The organism is Phocaeicola sp. HCN-6420 (assembly GCF_037890145.1).
Lineage (GTDB): Bacteria > Bacteroidota > Bacteroidia > Bacteroidales > Bacteroidaceae > Phocaeicola.
In genome coordinates this window covers 42376-61416 of record NZ_JBBKBJ010000002.1, presented here as the reverse complement: position 1 = coordinate 61416, position 19041 = coordinate 42376, and the positions used below count along the sequence as shown (strand labels likewise).

13 protein-coding genes and 2 pseudogenes are annotated in these 19041 nt (G+C 42.0%); 7 read left to right on the top strand and 8 right to left on the bottom strand.

Annotation, left to right across the window (positions count from 1 at the left end):
- Positions 1-8: 8 nt before the first annotated feature.
- From WKT12_RS02040 to WKT12_RS02030, 3 genes and pseudogenes are all read right to left on the bottom strand, one after another.
- Positions 9-849 (bottom strand): annotated as a pseudogene (locus tag WKT12_RS02040) (alpha-1,2-fucosyltransferase).
- Positions 846-2312, bottom strand: a complete 1467-nt coding sequence (locus WKT12_RS02035; protein WP_340318640.1) for a glycosyltransferase — start codon at positions 2310-2312, stop codon at positions 846-848. The pseudogene WKT12_RS02040 and the gene WKT12_RS02035 overlap by 4 nt, the downstream one beginning before the upstream one ends.
- Positions 2313-2323: 11 nt before the next feature.
- On the bottom strand, positions 2324-3040 hold the full coding sequence (locus WKT12_RS02030; protein WP_204461083.1) for a glycosyltransferase family 2 protein: 717 nt from the start codon (positions 3038-3040) through the stop codon (positions 2324-2326).
- Positions 3041-3191: 151 nt separating this feature from the next.
- Between WKT12_RS02030 and pdxB the strand changes: the two genes are divergently transcribed.
- The gene (gene pdxB / locus WKT12_RS02025; protein WP_340318639.1) at positions 3192-4202 is read left to right on the top strand and encodes a 4-phosphoerythronate dehydrogenase PdxB; all 1011 of its coding nucleotides are present in this window, start codon (positions 3192-3194) and stop codon (positions 4200-4202) included.
- Here pdxB and purN read toward each other — a convergent pair.
- Positions 4188-4757, bottom strand: a complete 570-nt coding sequence (purN, locus tag WKT12_RS02020) for a phosphoribosylglycinamide formyltransferase (protein WP_340318638.1) — start codon at positions 4755-4757, stop codon at positions 4188-4190. The two genes, pdxB and purN, sit on opposite strands and share 15 nt — an antisense overlap.
- Positions 4758-4909: 152 nt before the next feature.
- Between purN and WKT12_RS02015 the strand changes: the two genes are divergently transcribed.
- Genes WKT12_RS02015 through rnc form a run of 3 tightly spaced genes read left to right on the top strand, consistent with a single transcriptional unit; the run spans position 4910 to position 7381 of the window.
- Positions 4910-5146, top strand: a complete 237-nt coding sequence (locus WKT12_RS02015; RefSeq protein WP_022040329.1) for an acyl carrier protein — start codon at positions 4910-4912, stop codon at positions 5144-5146.
- A 15-nt stretch (positions 5147-5161) separates the two neighbouring features.
- Positions 5162-6427, top strand: coding sequence for a beta-ketoacyl-ACP synthase II (gene fabF / locus WKT12_RS02010; RefSeq protein ID WP_340318637.1), 1266 nt, complete (start codon positions 5162-5164; stop codon positions 6425-6427).
- A gap of 3 nt (positions 6428-6430) precedes the next feature.
- Entirely contained in the window at positions 6431-7381 is a 951-nt protein-coding gene (rnc, locus tag WKT12_RS02005) for a ribonuclease III (RefSeq protein WP_340318636.1), read from the top strand.
- 55 nt (positions 7382-7436) lie between these two features.
- On the opposite strand, the gene WKT12_RS02000 is transcribed toward rnc, so the two are convergent.
- Positions 7437-8450: an ATP-dependent 6-phosphofructokinase gene (locus WKT12_RS02000; protein WP_021969896.1), complete on the bottom strand. Its 1014-nt coding sequence runs from the start codon at positions 8448-8450 to the stop codon at positions 7437-7439.
- A gap of 140 nt (positions 8451-8590) precedes the next feature.
- Between WKT12_RS02000 and WKT12_RS01995 the strand changes: the two genes are divergently transcribed.
- From WKT12_RS01995 to WKT12_RS01985, 3 genes are read left to right on the top strand one after another with little or no spacing between them, the layout of a single operon-like run.
- Positions 8591-10096 carry a GH3 auxin-responsive promoter family protein gene (locus WKT12_RS01995; RefSeq protein WP_021969895.1) on the top strand — a complete coding sequence of 502 codons (1506 nt, stop codon included), beginning with the start codon at positions 8591-8593 and terminating at the stop codon, positions 10094-10096.
- Positions 10093-12015: an Ig-like domain-containing protein gene (locus tag WKT12_RS01990; RefSeq protein WP_340318635.1), complete on the top strand. Its 1923-nt coding sequence runs from the start codon at positions 10093-10095 to the stop codon at positions 12013-12015. The genes WKT12_RS01995 and WKT12_RS01990 overlap by 4 nt, the downstream gene beginning before the upstream one ends.
- Entirely contained in the window at positions 12015-12818 is an 804-nt protein-coding gene (locus WKT12_RS01985) for a DUF3108 domain-containing protein (RefSeq protein WP_340318752.1), read from the top strand. Before WKT12_RS01990 ends, WKT12_RS01985 begins: the two co-directional genes overlap by 1 nt.
- A gap of 319 nt (positions 12819-13137) precedes the next feature.
- Here WKT12_RS01985 and WKT12_RS01980 read toward each other — a convergent pair whose 3' ends face one another.
- The 3 genes and pseudogenes from WKT12_RS01980 to WKT12_RS01970 all read right to left on the bottom strand — a co-directional run bounded on the left by WKT12_RS01980 (position 13138) and on the right by WKT12_RS01970 (position 18848).
- Complete coding sequence (locus WKT12_RS01980; protein WP_340318634.1) at positions 13138-14286, bottom strand: metallophosphoesterase; 1149 nt, start codon at positions 14284-14286, stop codon at positions 13138-13140.
- A gap of 107 nt (positions 14287-14393) precedes the next feature.
- Entirely contained in the window at positions 14394-15845 is a 1452-nt protein-coding gene (locus tag WKT12_RS01975; protein ID WP_340318633.1) for a RagB/SusD family nutrient uptake outer membrane protein, read from the bottom strand.
- A gap of 22 nt (positions 15846-15867) precedes the next feature.
- A pseudogene (locus tag WKT12_RS01970) lies at positions 15868-18848 on the bottom strand (SusC/RagA family TonB-linked outer membrane protein).
- Between the last annotated feature and the right edge of the window lie 193 nt (positions 18849-19041).

Genomic DNA, 19041 nt, shown 5'->3' with positions numbered 1-19041 from the left:
ATCGTTTTTTAATTGATGGGGACTTTTGTCCAGCCTTCAGGATAAATATAGGGTGTTTCTGTATGACGGGAACCAGCGCTCAGGCACAATTACTGTCTTGTCTTTGTGTGGATCGAGCCATGCACCCCACCAGCTAAATGTACTGTTACATATAATATGACGACGACAATGACTCATCAGCATCATGTCCTGCCAGCTGTCATTACCTTTATTCCAGTCGATATATACGGCGTTGTCGAGCGGAAGATTTTCTTTCACCCATGCCAGATCGTCTGAAAACACATAAAAAACCGGATTGTCCAGCTCCTTCTTGATTGCGGCAATCGCGTTCCGATAGTAAGGAAGCTGGCATACGCTTCCTGTATTTTCCCAATGCTTTGGTTCCAGATAATCTCCCCGCCGTATATGAAGCGATACAGCATTCAGGTCAGCGTCCATACGTGCCGCCATTTCCTTGGAACGCTCGCTGGCCTGAGTCATATCAAATGTAAAAGCCTTACGGACATCTGTTTCGATATCGGCAAAGAAACGCTCCGACTGATAAAATCCCTTGAAGTAAACCAGTGGCCAGACATAACTTTTCCAAAACGACTCCAATCCTTTCTGCTTTCGTTCCAATATAGTTTTGAAGAACAGAAACTCCAGTATTTTCTTCCCAGTACGGTTCATACAGAACTCTGTATGAGGCAAAGCAAATACCCGGTTCATTTCGTATCCGTGATGCACATGGTAATGCATCATATCCGATAAGTCTATCTTTGTATGAGGAAAGAGTTTCTTCATTTTCAGATAGAAGGCGTATATAAACATCTGGTTGCCTAAGCCACCTGTCATTTTTATTAATCTCATATTTGGGCGTTGTTATACTTCAAAATCAGTTTCAAACATTCGTTGGCATCGAAGCCTCTTGCCTTGGCATATTCATCGGCAAGAATGGCAAACATTTCCGGTGTCCCCGGAAGACGTTCAAAGTTACGGCATCCTTCTTCCATATCGACCGTGCGGAAACGGATACGGTTCAGGTCTATTATTTCTACCTCTACACCTTTGTCGGTGCGACGGAACAGGATATTCCCTCGCGAATAGTCTTTATGCAGATATCCTTTCTCATGGAGTGCAGCCGTTGTACGGGCAATGGCTCGCAAAATTTCTTCCTGACCGGGAAAATCGCCTCGCATCAGATTGACATACGAATACGGACATTCCGACTTCAGACTGACATAATAGCTGCGTGTGAAAAGCAGTCCGTTACGCTCGGTATAATAGGCTACTGGAGCAGGACTTCCGATTCCTTCCCGACGGAGCATTTCGGCATACTCGAACGAACGTTGTGCTTTCGACGAACGGAACACTCCGTATGCGATGCGGTTTATCAAGTTAGGAACACGGAAGGACTTGATTACGACTTTCGTTCCGTACCAGTCCATTTCACGCAGTTCGTTGCGTCCTTTATAAATCACCGTTCCACTATCGTATTTAAACAGAGCAGGCAGGGCTTTTACATAACTCGTCAATGTGCAAAAGCCCGCATCGACATAAACTTTACGCGGATGAAACAAACGGTAAATACGGTTTAACAAGACCGACCATGAACGACGGTAACGGAGCGGTCCTCCCAGTTCACGCTCGAAGAACTCTGGATGACGAACATTCAGCGTTTTCACAACATGACGCTTCAGCGATCTGTCTGTTACTCTTTTCGACACATTGCGTATGCGATAATGCAAACCTATTTCCGGTAAGCGAACAACTTTTCCCCCGTCTTTCAGAACGGCAATCCAGAATTCCCAGTCTTCACGCGCAATGATACTTTCACAATATCCTCCTGCACGCTCCCATTCTACCTTCCGATAAAGCGCACAAGTATCCATGATATTTTTTCTCGCCAATAAATGCAGGGAAAAAGGAGGTAGTTTCCATTCACCCGTCCGTTCTCCGAAGAAATCAGCACGAGGAGCGACCACCTTTACAGAAGGATCTTTTAAGATTTCTTTTACCGAATCGGTTATTAAACCGGGTTCGATAAGATTATCTGCATCAACAGGCAGAATAAACTCTCCTTTCGCCAGCCGGACAGCATGATTTCGGGCTGCACAGGCTCCCCCGTTAGGTTGCGTATAGGCACGTACACGTTTATCTTTCTCGGCATAGCTGCATGCAATACGGTACGAGGCATCTTTCGAACCATCGTCTACCACCACCACTTCAAAGTTCGGATAAACGGAAGCCAATATAGAGTCGAGTGTTTCCGGTAAAAAAGACTCCATATTATATACGGGTACTACAACCGAAACCAAAGGGGATTTATCCATATATACAATCATTAAATCTTATCGAGTCCTTTCGTATATTTCAACCAATAATATTTCAAGGGGTTCTTATATTTCAACTGTTTCCACGGACGACTTCCGTGCGGACGGTGCCAGACAGGAAGGGTGGTAAACAGATAGTTCTGAAAACCTTGTTTCAAGGCTTCGTGTGAAATGGTTACATCAAACCAGTTTTTTGTCGGATCAAGCTGACGGAAGTCGAAAGCACGAAGGAACTCCGGCGTAAGCAGTGAACAGCAGAAACTGCAATGCTTCTTTTCCGGATACACCTTACCTTCATTACCTTTGGCATGCAAATATGGATAGTTGATAACTCCATTCTCGTCTACAGTTACGGCTGCTGCAATGGCACATCCGCTACGTGCTGCTGCTCCGTCGTACAAATCCTGTAAGGTGTTCTTCTTTACTACAACATCCGACTCTACAATAAGCAGGCCTGCATCGTCGGCAATAGCCTCTTGCTGAGAGCGTTGAAGTACCAGCAGATAGTTTGGAGAAGGATGAGTTGTGATATCGGATAAATTAACCAGACGAAAATTCAATTCTTTGGAAGCTTCCTCCAGACGTTTGGTGTTCTCTTCTGTACTGAAGTCATTGTACACCGTATAAGTAAAAGGAACTTTAATGTCGGAAGCTAAAATGGCACGCACTGTTTCGAGAGTAAAATCTATCGAATCTTTTACTGGAGTTATGATATGCAAACATTTCATATGAACATCATTATTAAAGTACAAAGGTAGATAAATTACCAACACTAGGTAGACAAAATACCAACATTTTTCAAATCTACACAAAGATTTCATTTCATCCAATTATAAATGTAAAAAATACTACCTTTGCACGACTTTAGAAAAAGTAAGTATGAAAGTTATCGTTGACAATAAAATACCTTATATAAAGGAAGCTATCGAAGCGCTCGCCGATGAAGTGGTTTATTTGCCGGGAAAAGAAATTACTCCGGAAGTCGTAAAAGATGCTGATGCACTGATTACCCGTACACGTACTCGTTGCGACCGTACTTTGCTGGCTGGCAGTAAGGTAAAGTTTATCGGAACGGCTACTATCGGATTCGATCATATCGACACAGCTTATTGTCACGAAGCTGGTATTACATGGAGTAACTGCCCGGGATGTAACGCCGGTGCCGTAGAACAATATATACACTCAGTACTTTTATTGTTACAACAGGAAAAAAATATCACACTGAAAGATGCCTGTCTGGGTATTGTCGGAGTAGGACATGTAGGCAGCCGCATCCGGCAACTGGCAGAGCGTTTAGGAATGCGTGTGCTCCTGAATGACCCTCCTCGGGCCGACCATGGAGAAAAAGGGTTTGTCGATTTGCGTACACTGGCGCACGAATGTGATATTATAACTTTTCATACTCCATTGGAAAGAAGTGGAAAATATCAGACTTATCATTTAGCAGATGAATCTTTTTTCAACCTGCTGGAAAAGAAACCGTACATAATTAATACGTCACGTGGAGAAGTTATAGAAACTGAGGCAATTCTGAATGCTTTATCTACCGGGAAAATATCTGGAGCTATAATCGATGTGTGGGAAAATGAACCGAATATTAACCTTGAACTGTTGGACAAAGTATTTATCGGCACTCCGCACATTGCCGGATATTCTGCCGACGGAAAGGCAAATGCAACCCGCATGGTACTGGAATCCTTCTGCCGTTTCTTTGGAAAAGAAATGGATTTTTCTATCGTTCCTCCCGAACAACCGCATTTGCCTTACGACAGCGACGAAAACATCCGCCAGTTACAAATGTATAATCCACACGTCGATTGTGAGGTATTGCGTGCACATCCGGAAACATTCGAACTGTTGCGTAGCGAATATCATTTACGACGGGAGTGAAAGCAAACGTTCTATCACTTGTGGATAGTATGTGTATTCTAGTGCATGCACGCGCTGGGCAAGGGTTTCGGCGGTATCATCGGATAAAATGGGACATTTCGCCTGAAAAATAATATCTCCCTGGTCGTAATGTTCATTAATATACTGAATGGTAATGCCGCTTTCATGTTCACCTGATGCCAGAACTGCCTCATGAACATGCATACCATACATTCCTTTTCCTCCAAATTTAGGAAGCAGCGAGGGATGTATATTTACGATTCTGTGTGCATAATCATGCAATATATCATCTGGAATACGCGACAAGAAACCAGCCAGCACTATGAAATCGGTATCATAACTTTTCAAGACTTCAAGTCCCTTGCCTGCCGCAAAGTCTTGAGGAATGATTACTTCACATGGAACATTCAGGGTATGAGCACGCTCTATGACATGAGCTGTAGGACGAGAAGCTATTACAACGGCTACTTCTATCGTAATATGGCCGGCAAAATAGCGGATAATATGCTCGGCATTCGTACCTTCACCCGATGCCAAAATTGCTATTTTTTTCATTGATTCACCTTTTTTGTGCACATAATATATAAAATTGTGCAAAGAAATTGCATTTATTTGGCTGAATATTTGTATAGAACGAGAAATATTTATTCCTTTGCACCGAAATATAAACAAAATTATTCTATTTATAAACTTAAAACAAGAAAATTATGTCTGAAATCGCATCAAAAGTACAGAAAATTATCGTTGATAAATTGGGCGTAGAAGAATCAGAAGTTACTCCGACAGCTAGCTTCACTAACGACCTGGGTGCTGACTCTTTGGATACAGTAGAATTGATCATGGAATTCGAAAAAGAATTCGGTATCTCTATTCCTGATGATCAGGCAGAAAAGATCCAGACTGTAGGCGACGCTATCTCTTACATTGAAGCTAACGCAAAATAATTTAATTCTACTTTTATGGAATTAAAAAGAGTAGTGGTAACAGGTCTTGGTGCACTCACTCCGGTAGGTAATACTGTTCCTGAATTCTGGAACAACCTTCTTAATGGAGTAAGTGGGGCAGGACCTATTACTCATTTCGACGCTTCTAAGTTCAAGACTCAGTTCGCTTGTGAAGTGAAGAACTTCAATGCTACTGATTTTATTGACCGTAAAGAAGCCCGTAAAATGGACCTTTACACTCAATATGCAGTTGTAGCAGCCAAAGAAGCGGTAACAGATGCAGGCATAGACGTCGAAACAGAAGATTTGAACAAAGTCGGAGTGATTCTCGGTGTCGGAATCGGAGGTATTCATACTTTCGAAGAAGAAGTTGCTGGCTATGAAAAGACCAAAGACACTATCGGACCGAAATTCAATCCGTTCTTTATCCCGAAAATGATTGCAGATATTGCATCCGGACAGATTTCCATCATGTATGGTTTCCATGGCCCTAACTTTACAACCACTTCTGCATGTGCTTCTTCTTCTAACGCGATAGCTGATGCTTTCAACTATATCCGTTTGGGAAAAGCTAACATTATCGTAACTGGTGGTGCCGAAGCAGCCATTTTCCCTGCGGGAGTAGGTGGTTTCAATGCAATGCACGCATTGTCTACTCGCAATGATGACCCTGTACATGCTTCACGCCCATTCAGTGCAAGCCGTGACGGATTTGTAATGGGTGAAGGTGCCGGATGTCTGATTCTTGAAGAACTGGAACATGCAAAAGCACGTGGTGCTAAGATATATGCAGAGTTGACCGGTACAGGTGCTTCTGGTGACGCTTATCATCTGACAGCTTCTCATCCTGAAGGTCTGGGTGCGAAACTGGTTATGAAAAGCGCTTTGGAAGACGCTGGTATGCAACCGGAAGACATTGACTATATCAATGTACACGGAACTTCTACTCCAGTAGGTGATATTTCTGAAGTAAAAGCTATTAAAGACCTGTTCGGCGAACACGCTTACAAACTGAATATCAGTTCTACCAAATCAATGACTGGACACCTCTTGGGAGCTACTGGTGGCGTAGAAGCTATTGCATGTGTACTTTCTGTTAAAAATGACATTGTACCTCCGACTATCAACCACGAAGAAGGTGATAATGATGAACAAATCGATTATAACCTGAACTTCACATTCAATAAGGCACAGCAGCGTACTGTTCGTGCTGCATTGAGCAATACATTTGGTTTTGGTGGACACAATGCATGTGTAATCGTAAAAAAATACACTGAATAAACTGTGTTTAGCAATATAACAGATAAGATAAGACTTCTTTTCCGTAAGGATAAGGAGCCTTATCTTTGTTTTTACAAGATGCTCGGGTTCTATCCGAGGAATATCGAAATCTACCAGCAAGCTTTATTGCATAAATCATCGTCGATTAAGGCTGGAAAAGGACGGTTGCTGAACAACGAACGACTCGAATTTTTAGGTGATGCCATTCTGGATGCCGTAGTAGCTGATATCGTATATAAAAAATTCGAAGGTAAACGAGAAGGTTTCCTGACGAATACGCGTTCCAAGATCGTACAACGCGAAACCTTGAACCGCGTAGCCGTACAAATTGGACTGGATAAACTAATAATATATACTACCCGACAGTCCTCACACAACAGTTACATGTGTGGAAACGCCTTCGAAGCACTTATCGGAGCTATTTATCTGGATAGAGGCTATCGTGCCTGTAAAAAATTCATGGAAGAACGAATTATCAACCAATACTTGAATCTGGAAAAAATTTCACGTAAAGAGGTCAATTTCAAATCGAAACTGATTGAATGGAGCCAGAAAAACAAGTTTAACATAGAATTCAACCTAACAGGACAATCAGTCGACGAGGCACAGAATCCTATTTTTGAGACACAGGTTCTGGTTGAAAATATTGCAGCCGGTACAGGAAAAGGATATTCCAAGAAAGAATCGCAACAGGAAGCTGCGCACGAAACACTGGCTAAGATAAAAGGCAATCCGCAATTTATTGATGCTATCTTTGCTGCAAAAGCAAAAAGAGAAAAAGAAGAAACAGAAGCCAGTAAACAAGAATGTGCAGCAACTGCCGTAAAGGAAGATAACGTAATATTGGCAGAAGATAATACTCAGAAACTTGAATTGCCAGAAGAGCATTTCGAGGATACAGAACGTATTATCGCAGAAGCTGAAGAAGCTGCCTTCCGGGAAGCAGATAAATAAGCCCACTCTATAGAACTAAGAAAGCCGTATGCAAAATGTATACGGCTTTCTTAGTTTATCCGAAACAAATTCCCATCCTACGCCCCTGTACCACCAGATCGTGATCTTCGGTTACCAGCTTTAACTTGCCGGCTATATCCGACAAGGGGACAGAAGTTATCTCCGAACCTCGCAAAGAAACCATACGGCCAAACTGTCCATTCGCAATCAGTTCAGTAGCATGTCCACCCATACGGGTAGCCAGATTACGGTCGAAAGCAGTAGGCCCTCCTCCGCGCTGAATGTATCCCAATACTGTTTCACGCGTTTCGAATCCGGTTTCATATTCTATTTCCTCGGCTATATACTGTGCAGCCTTTTTGCCTCCCAAAGTAGGAATACCTTCTGCTACCACTACAATGGAATAAGGTTTCCCTTTCTTCAAACGATTGATAATTGCATCACCAATACGATGAATATCGAAAGGTATTTCTGGCAACAGAATAATATCGCCGCCACCAGCCATACCAGAATACAGCGCAATCCATCCGGCTTTGTGCCCCATGACTTCAATAACCATTACCCGCTGATGCGCACTTGCCGTAGAATGCAATCGGTCTATCGCATCAGTAGCGATACTTACAGCAGAATCGAAACCGAAAGAAATATCGGTCCCCCATACATCATTATCGATGGTTTTAGGAATTGTTACCACATTAACTCCCGTTGCAGCCAGCTTGGCCGCCGTTTTTTGCGTACCATTTCCACCAATACACACCACACAATCCAACTTGTGGTCGTGAATAGTCTTCAACATCATGGCAGGTTTGTCTTCAGACACCGGCGAATTCGGCCTGCTTTTAAAAGGCTTTTCACGAGATGTACCCAGAATAGTACCTCCCATACTTAACAATCCCGTCAATGAGTTTTCATCCAACGGCACGACGTCATCGTCAAGCAAACCACGAAAACCGCTATGTATACCATAGACTTCCATTCCATAATGGCTGATTGCAGTCTTGCAAACACCTCTGATAGTTGCATTTATACCCGGACAATCACCTCCAGATGTTAAGATTCCAATTCGCATAACCTTTAAATTTTCACTACTTGTGGTAAAGTTATAAGAAAAAAGTGTAGATTTGTGCTTTCTCTAAGGAAAAATCTTTTATTGAAAAAGAAATCGCCTAACTTTGCACGTAAGAACAGATAAGAAAAAAGAAAAAGTAAATGGTTTCAACAAAGTTAATCGGGAAACTGTTTGTTTCGCGTCAAAAGGAAATAGACCAGTATGCGACACAGGCAGAGGCTATCCAGGAACGTGTGTTCCGGAAACTTATACAAACCGCCGCTGCTACGGAATGGGGAACAAAATACAATTATGCCAATATACGCACATATAACGACTTTAAGCATGTTCCTATCCAACAATACGACGATATAAAAGGATACGTAGACCGTATGCGTCACGGAGAAAAAAATATTTTATGGCCTGGACAAGTAGTATGGTATGCCAAATCCTCAGGAACAACCAATGATAAGAGCAAATTTATTCCAGTGAGCAAAGACGGATTGCACCACATTCATTATCAGGGTGGTACCGATGCTGTAGCTCTTTATCTCCGTTCCAATCCTCAAAGTAACTTTTTCTCCGGCAAGGGACTGATTCTGGGCGGAAGTCACAGCCCGAACTATAATCTGAAAGACAGTCTGGTAGGCGATTTATCAGCGATTCTGATACAAAACATCAATCCACTGGTAAACTTTATTCGTGTGCCAAGTAAGGAGATTGCTTTACTGAGCGAATTTGAAGAAAAAGTAGAGCGTATTGCCGATACAACCATTCACGAAAATGTAACCAATCTGTCGGGAGTCCCATCGTGGATGCTTGCCGTCATCAAACGTATATTGGAAAAAACCGGAGCAACCCACCTGAATGAAGTATGGCCAAATCTGGAAGTATTCTTCCATGGCGGCGTATGCTTCACACCTTACCGCGAACAATACAAACAGTTGATTACGAGCGACAAGATGCACTATATGGAAACATATAATGCAAGCGAAGGGTTCTTTGGCCTGCAAAGCGACTTGAATGACCCGGCCATGTTGCTGATGATAGACTATGATGTCTTCTACGAATTTATTCCATTGGAAGAAATAGACAATCCCGCTCCAGCCATTGTTCCTCTTTCCGGAGTGGAAGTCGGCAAAAATTATGCAATGGTTATCAGCACTTCCTGCGGATTGTGGCGATACATCATCGGTGACACAGTAAAGTTCACACAAAAGAATCCGTACAAATTCATCATAACCGGACGTACCAAACACTTTATCAATGCCTTTGGAGAAGAGTTGATGGTAGACAATGCCGAAAAGGGACTGGCACGTGCCTGTGCGGAAACTGGCGCTCAGGTTTTAGAATATTCAGCAGCACCAGTATTCATGGATGCCAATGCCAAATGCCGTCATCAGTGGCTGATAGAATTTAGTGTCATGCCCGATTCACTGGAAAAGTTCCGGCATACACTCGATAAAGCATTGCAGGAAATAAATTCCGACTACGAAGCCAAACGACATAAAGACATTACATTGCAGGAACTGGAAATTATTGTTGCACGTCCTAATTTATTCCACGACTGGCTGAAACAAAAGGGAAAACTGGGAGGACAACATAAAATTCCTCGTCTGAGCAATAATCGTGACTACATAGAAGAAATGCTAAAATTAAATATATGAAGCCCATACCTAAATACATAGCCATACTGCTGGTCATCATCGGATTCTATGCATGTGCAAGTACCGGATCACCCGACGGAGGACCTTACGACGAGGAACCGCCTAAGTTCGTACGTGCTACTCCTGAACCGAATGCGACCAACAATACGCGCAAGAAAATCTCTATCGAGTTCGATGAATTCATCAAGCTGGAAAACGCTTCTGAAAAAGTGATTATTTCCCCGCCACAGAAAGAAAGCCCGGAAGTAAAGACAAGCGGAAAAAGAGTATTGGTAGAATTCTTCGATACACTACAGGAGAATATGACATATACCATCGATTTTGGTGATGCAATCGTAGACAATAATGAGGGTAATCCGCTGGGACAGTTTACATATGCTTTTGCAACGGGACCCACCATTGACACAATGGAGGTTTCGGGTACGGTACTGAATGCTGCTGACTTAGAGCCTATAAAAGGCATTCAGGTAGGATTGCATCAAAACCTGAACGATTCGGCTTTCACCACACTTCCGTTCGACCGTATTTCGCGCACGGACAGCCGTGGAAAGTTTACCATCCGAGGTATCGCACCCGGCAAGTACCGTATCTATGCCTTAATGGACGGAAATCAGAATTATTTATTCGACTCAAAAACAGAAGTCATTGCTTTTCAGGATTCTCTTGTCGTACCCAGTATGGAAGGTGCTGTACGTCAGGACACGGTATGGAATGAACTCGATACAACAAAGATCGACACCATCAAACAAATCAATTATACAAGATTTCTACCCGACAACATTATTCTGAGAGCTTTTAAGGAGGAAAATGATCTTCAGTATCTGATGAAAAGCGAGCGACCGAAAACAACTCAGTTCTCACTTTATTTCAGTGCGAAATCGGACACTTTACCAACATTGAAGGGGCTTGATTTCGATGAGAAAGAACTCATTGTTGAAGCTAATCCACGTAAAGACAGTATCTTGTACTGGATAAAAGACACTACATTATGCGAACGAGATACACTGACCCTGCAACTGGATTATCTGGCAACAGATACACTGGGGCAACTGGTTCCCAAGACCGATACGTTACGTATGATAAACAAAATTCCAAAAGCCAGACGTCTGGCTATGCTCGAAGAAGAAAACAAGAAAAAAGAAAAAGAACGTAAAAAGCGCGAAAGAAGAGGAGATACATTAGCGGTAGAAACTGAATTTTTAACTGTCAATACAGATGCTCCATCAGCGCTCGACCTGAATAGAAATATCATCTTGAGTTTTGAAGAACCGGTAGCAAGCATTGATACAGCGGCTATTCACATGAGCACAATGGTCGATTCGGTATGGCAAGATATTCCTTTTATCTTTCAGGCAGACAGTATTGCTCCTCGACGTTATGAAATACTGGCAAACTGGCAACCGGGTATAGAGTATAAAATGACAATCGATTCTCTTTGCTTTAAAGGTATTTACGGACTGTATTCCGATAAGATAGAAAATACACTCAAAGTCAAGACTCTGGAAGACTATGGAACGCTTTATCTGAACATCGTAGGTGCAGGACCACATGCCATCGTACAATTGTTGAACAGCAGTGACGCAGTAGTTCGCCAACAGCCAGTTACAGAGAAGAAAACCTGCGACTTTTATTTTCTACAACCGAGTACCAAGTATTATATCCGTTTATTCAACGACGACAACAATAATGGCGTATGGGATACAGGAATCTATGAAGGGAAACGTCAGGCTGAGGAAGTATTTTATTTTCCCAAAGTATGGGAAATGAAAGCTAATTTCGAGTTCGAAGAAACATGGGACATACATGCTACACCACTCGACAAGCAAAAACTGGACGAAATTAAAAAGCAGAAACCTGACGAGACCAAGAAAATAAAAGACAGAAATAAGGAACGAGCCAAAAATCTGGGAAGGTCATGATGATAAAGAAAATAGTTTTATGCCTGTGCCTCCTGATGGGAGGTATGGCAGCCAAAGCACAATGCGGAGCTGAAAACGATGCAATTAAACCGGGAGAAACATTGAGTTATGAACTGAAATTTAATTGGAAGTTCATCTGGATCAATGCCGGATGGGCAAAAATGACAGTCAACGAAACGACTCATAAAGGACAGCCTTGCCTGAGAACAGATCTGCAATCGTACACGAACAAGAAGATAGACTTCTTCTTTAAAATGCGTGATACGTTGACATGCATTACCAGCAAGCAACTGGAGCCCTTATATTTCCGAAAGGGGGCCGAAGAAGGTAAACGCTATACGGTAGACGAAGTACATTTTAGTTACCAGAATGGGAAATGTATTGTCGACCAGCAACGTACTTTATATGGCAAGACCGATAAAAGACACGACGAAATGCCAGTATGTGTCTACGATATGCTGAGTATCTTGCTGCAAGCTCGTTCGTACGACCCGTCCGACTACAAACCGGGAATAAAAATATTATTCTCTATGGCAACAGGACGTGCCGTCGAAAAACAGACACTGATTTATAGAGGAAAGGAAAATTTTACCTCCGAACAAGGAGTAACATACCGTTGTCTGGTTTTCTCGCTCGTGGAATACGTAAACAACAAGGAAAAAGAGGTGATTACATTTTATGTAACCGATGACCGCAATCACTTACCGGTCCGCCTGGATATGTATCTGAACTTCGGTTCGGCAAAGGCATTCCTTACCGATATCAAAGGCAACAGACATCCGCTCACTTCTATCGTGAAATAACATAAGCTCGCTATGAATGATGACAGGCTGCAATATACTGCATCATTCGTAGCGAGCTTTTCGTTTAACTCCCGGCAGGTTACTGCCTACACATCGGGAATAGAGAATTATTTTTTGTACAAAACATTTTGGAATTTGTACAAATCTTCCAGAAACATCGAGAGAAATCTCTCCAAATACGTCGTTTTTCTTAATTTTTCATGCCTTTTTACCCTTCACAGCCTTCACACATCCTGAATCTTACAAAATGTATCTCTATATATAGTCGTGGTACAAAGAACTTTTCTATCTTCTTCTGAAAGCATGTGAAACTGTCACATCATTCGAAGAGCCTGCGCATTTTCCCTTTATCCCCTACTATGTAATACGTACCTTGCTCGATCAATATTCCACGTCCCCGGTGTTTTTTCCGGTTCTCTTTATTATTGACATTTACACCAATTACCTTTCCGTCATAAAATGTAGAAATATCCTTAAAAATGGTATGTCCCACGATAATATGGTCGACATCGTACTTCTGCAAGATCATTTGAAGCGTATCAGACGTACAAGGTTTGTATTTCTCGTCGGTACGTACCAGTCCTCTATACCAGATAGGGCCTTCATTTCCGTACAAAAAGGCATGTAAAGGAGATACTTGTTTGCGCTTTTTGTTCTTCAGGAACAAGACCTCGCTCATCTTTTCGTTTACCTCCGGAATGGTAAGGTTTCGGTCATAAAAGGCTTTCCCCAGTCCGGCATGAACATACAGATTGTCCCCGATAATTTGTATCGTATTTCTTGTTCCTAACCATCGTCCCAGTTCTGTTTCAGGACCATACAAACTGGCATATTCAATTCCGAGTGAGTCGGCCAGTGCCTTATACTTATCTTTTGCATAACGCAAATCATTTGACAATTCCATAGGCTCATGGTTGCCCAACAAGAAATGGACCTTTCCCCCGGCTTTTTCTGCTTCCGCTTCCAGTTTATAGACCAGCCAGAAAATCTGAGTGGCATCCTTTTCACGGTCGAAAATATCTCCTATAATCATCAACTGATTATGACCAAAAGCCCAGTTCAGTTTATCATCGATGACACCGTTACCTTGCAACAGACTGACAACACATTCCAAATTGGCATGAGGATCGGACATTACTAAGATATTATCCGGCGTTTCATATTTCCAGGCTGGTCGTTCAACCGGATGAATCGGAACGGTAAACTGAAGTTTTCCATCATGGCTGACAACCGAAACGGAATGATCGGGCAACGTATCGTATTCCTGGATTTCAATCTTACCTTCTGTTGTAACTCTGACAACCTTGACTTTCCCGTCGGGCTGATAACAGACATAAGGTCCATCGGCAGTCAATTCAACCTTATGTTTTTCTTTATGCTTATTTTTCTCCCATGTACCGGCCTGTAGGTTCAGAGTAAAAACAACAAGAAAGGCAAATAAAAAAAAGCTGCTTATTTTTTTCATCATGAATCTGTTTTATAAAGACAAAAAAGGTTGTTCCCCAAAAGTACGGAAAAAGCTTTTAAGGAACAACCTTGTGGTAATTATGCTAAGATGGTGTGATTAAATCTGTTTTAATCACCATATCCCGGATTCTGTTCCATATTCGGATTAGCATCCATTTCATGCTTTGGAATAGGAAGAACAATCTTGTAGAAATCCCAGTCATAATCCATATACTGTGTATTATGCTCTGTACTTGCCAAGTTAGAATCGGTTTCATCCACACGGTGTACTGTCATTCCGTTTCTGATCACATCAAACATACGATGACCTTCGTCCACCAGTTCCTTCCGACGTTCGGTAAGCACACGGTCCAGTGTAATTGTTTCTCCTTCTACACTATTATCGGGATTAGCACGTCGTACAATCGGATTCAAGTAAGCGACAGCTTTATCGTTATCATTTGTCTTTACAGCAGCTTCGGCAGCGTTCAGATAGGTTTCCGACAAGCGGATCAACGGAATATTGGCATCTTCTATATTCTCACCTTCCTGAGGCTGGTATTTGTATACGTAGGCATATTTTGTCTTATCGAATATCAGCAGTTTCAGACGTACATCGTCCGGATCTTGTTGTAGCAGATGATAAAACGATACCGTGATACAGATATCATCGTATCCGTCTTTTGAGCTCAGATAACCCATACTTTCCTTACCCGGACTGTCTGTCGTTTCATTTACGATTTCAAAAAGAACTTCTCCCGGGTGAGTGGCAGATGCATCGTTGCTCCAGGCTGTAGGATATTCTTCATTGGTCCACAAAGCATAACCGTTGCTTTCGGCACCTTTGATAGCATCTTCGGCGGCATCCAAAGCCAGTTCATTTTTATTCATGTAAAGATAAACACGGCTCAATAAGGTCATGGCTGCCCAGCGGTTGATTTTTCCTTTGTTGAATTCTTCACCCAGCAACGGACAAGCGTTAGTCAAATCATCAACAACACGATCGTAGCATTCTGCCACTGTAGCACGTGCCGGCTTATTGAAGCGGTCGGTTTCTGTCAATATAATAGGTACTCCCAATGAAGCTCCGTTGTCTTTAGTGTAAGGATAACCAAAAATACGGGTTAAATCGAAATAAGCAAGGCCACGGATAGCCAATGCCTGTCCTTTTAAATCGTTACGATAATCTGTTTCGTCTTCCTCATAGGGAATTTCATCAATCTTGTTCAGGATGATATTGCAACTGGTAATAATAGAATAAAGAACCGACCAGTGAGTGCTGGGACCACTATCCTTTGTCCAGTTGAAACGATAATAGTTCGCACAACGCTTGGTTGAAGATACAGCCTGCATATCATCGCCCGTTGCATCTCCATAATAAATCAGTCTTCCAGAATATGCATCCGAACTCTGCATTTCGCTATAGATACCATTCAATGTAAACTCAATGTCACTCAAGACCTTGATGCTGGTATCTGTCGGTATAGAAGTAGATGGTTCCAGATTAAGCCAATCGTTACCACAGGATGTCATACCACCGATCAATACAACTCCTAACGTGATATATTTTAATATTTTCATAATTGTCGTTCTTTAAATTAAATTAGAAGTTTACACTAATACCAAAAGTTACGGTTTTCAAAGGAGGGGTATTCCATGTTGCACTACCATCTTCAACAGATTCCGGATCATAGAAATCATAGGCTGCCCAAGTCCACAAGTTATCAGCAGAAGCATAGATACGTGCATTGTTGATGCCTACTTTTCTTGTCCAGTGCTGAGGTAACGTAATTCCAAATGTCAATGTCTTGAGTCGGATATAGTCTGTACTATGCAGTCGGCGTGTAGTCGCAATTTTATTCATGGCCTGATCGGGGTCTTCCATGAAAACTTCATATTGAGTAATATCTCCCGGCTTTTTCCAGTTATCCAAATAATAAATAGGGATATTAGCTTCCAAGTCGTTACCACCATGTTCCGTCTTCTGTGCCCATGTATCGTAGCCGTAAGCACCAAACTGATAAGAAAACAGGAAGCTCAGGTCGAACCATTTATAATGTAACGTATTGGTTAATCCTCCGATAACAGCCGGCTCTGCATGTTTGTCCAATGCTATAGCATGGGCTTCTGCTGCGTCTTCAGTTATTTCTTTTATGTAATTTCCGTTTTCATCGACATCGTTTGTATAGAACTGAGGAACACCTGTTTGGGGATTGATTCCTGCAAACTCTATCAGATAGAAAGTACGGTAAGATTCTCCTACCTTGTGAATTTGTGATCCACTGATGATTTCTGACTGTTCACCATCCAAAACGAGAATCTTGTTGCGGTTATGGCTGATGTTGAATGAAGTAGTCCAACTGAAATCACCGTTATCGAAGTTCTTGGAAGTAATTTCAACTTCTACACCCTGGTTTCTTACTTTACCGATATTCATCAGATAGCTTCCAAATCCGGTAGTATAAGAAATAGGACAATCCATCAGCAAGTTCTTGGTTGTACGTGTATAATATTCAACTGTCGCATTGATTCGGTTCCACAATCCAAAATCCAGACCAATATTCAGATTATGATTGGTTTCCCACTGAAGATCTTCATTCGCAATTTGTGAAATGCTGATACCCGGCTGACTTAAATAACCGTCGGTCAGACCGCTTAATCCCATATAACCGAAATAATCGGAAGGCAAAGTTCCGTTCACACCATAAGATGCACGTAATTTCAGGTCAGTCAGCCAGTTGTTAATCGGCTTCATGAATTCTTCTTCAGCAATTCTCCATGCTCCTGAAACAGACCAGAATTTACCCCAGCGATTTCCTGAAGCCAAACGTGAGCTTCCATCCGTACGGAAACTTGCTCCCAGATAATATTTATTTTTGAAATCGTAATTGGCACGGCTCAGGTATGACACCAGACGAGTTTTCTGGTCGTATCCACCCACCGATTCTACTTTCATACCATTACTGATAGCAGTCTTATCGTAAGTTGCAAAGTTGGTAGCATAACCCGACAAATAATCGCTGTACTGTTCATCGATTTCATAACCGGCCAAGACATCGAAGTGATGATCCTCCTTCACATTGAATCGATAACTCAACTGATTAGCCCATACCATTTTATGACGTTCATGATATTCTTTCGACATACCACCGTTGATATCGTCACCGTTCGAAGTACGCGGGTCACTCCAGCTTACTCCTTTTGTATTCGTGTAGTCGTAGCTTAAAGTAGATTTCAGCTTCAAGTCTTTTATAAATTCATATTCTCCGTAAATGGTGTTGAAAGTACGGGTTACATATTCTCTATCCCGGTCGTAAGTAGCCGACAGCAAAGGATTACGGTCGCTGTTACGGATAAAATCACGATTCCAGCTTCCATCCTCATTATATACAGGATCTGAAGGAACGACCGCATTACGGCTTGAATAGAACGGTGATGTATAACTTGTTCCTTCACCATATACGTTCTGATTTACATTAGCAAACAAGATGTTGGCTCCTACTTTCAAATGGTCGGTTGCCTGAAAATCCACATTCAAACGTCCACTGATACGTTCCAAACCTGAATTGAGTGTGATACCGTCTTGTTTTAAATAAGACAATGAAGAATAATAAGAGAATTTATTGGTCCCTCCAGAAACAGAAGCCTCGTAGTTTTGATGACTTCCATGCTGGAACAAAATATCATCCCAGTCTACATATCCACACCAAGGAACAGGAGCATAGTCATCTATTTCGTCATCGGCATAGGCTATTGCTTCCTCTTCAGTTGCCCCATTTCTTAGCTGTCCCTCTTTCAATCCGTTATAGATATATTCCCGGCGTTGTGCACCGTTCATAATCGGACGATACTGCATGGCGAAGTCACTAAATCCCCAGTCTGCTTTTAAACTAACTTAAGCTTTTCCTTCCTTACCTCTCTTGGTAGTAATCAAAATCACACCATTTGCAGCTCGTGAACCATACAAAGAAGCTGCTGCCGCATCTTTAATGATAGATATGTTCTCAATATCCGAAGGATTGATGGTAGACATGATATCCAAGCCAGAATCAGAACCTGTAGCGTCGATAGATCCTGAGATAACCGGTACTCCATCGATTACATACAACGGAGTGTTACTGGCATTGAACGATCCCATACCACGAATGTTAATGGATGAAGATGCTCCCGGTTGACCAGATGAAGAGCTGAATTGAACACCAGCCGCATTTCCCTGTAACATACTCTGGAAAGATACGCAGGAATATCCTTTATTTTATCTGCTTTGACAGCAGAAGCTGAACCTGCATACGCTGATTTTTTAAAAGTACCATATCCTGTAACGATGACTTCATCCATTACCTGATTATCACTTTGCATTGTAATGACAATGCTTTTGCTTGAACTGACTTTAACTGTCTGAGTTTCATAACCGATGTAAGATACAGTAAGAGTAACCGGATAGTCATTTACTGCCAGATGAAATTGCCCGTCCATATCGGTAACCGCCCCATTGGTCGTTCCTTTTACTACAACATTGGCACCAATAATTGTTTCTCCCGTTTCGTCGATTACTTTACCTGTTATCGTCTTTTGAGCAGGCATACTGATAATTTCTGATAAAGCTTGCTCTGTTGCTCCTTGTACCAGCCCTGGTACAAACAACCCGGCCGTTAAGAAGACAGCCCACAGATGTTTGGAGCTTCTCAAGTTGTACTTATCCATAATGCTAAGATTTAGTTTGTGTATAAAATAAAGTTATCCTATGATGCGCCTTCAATATAATGGCACAAAATTA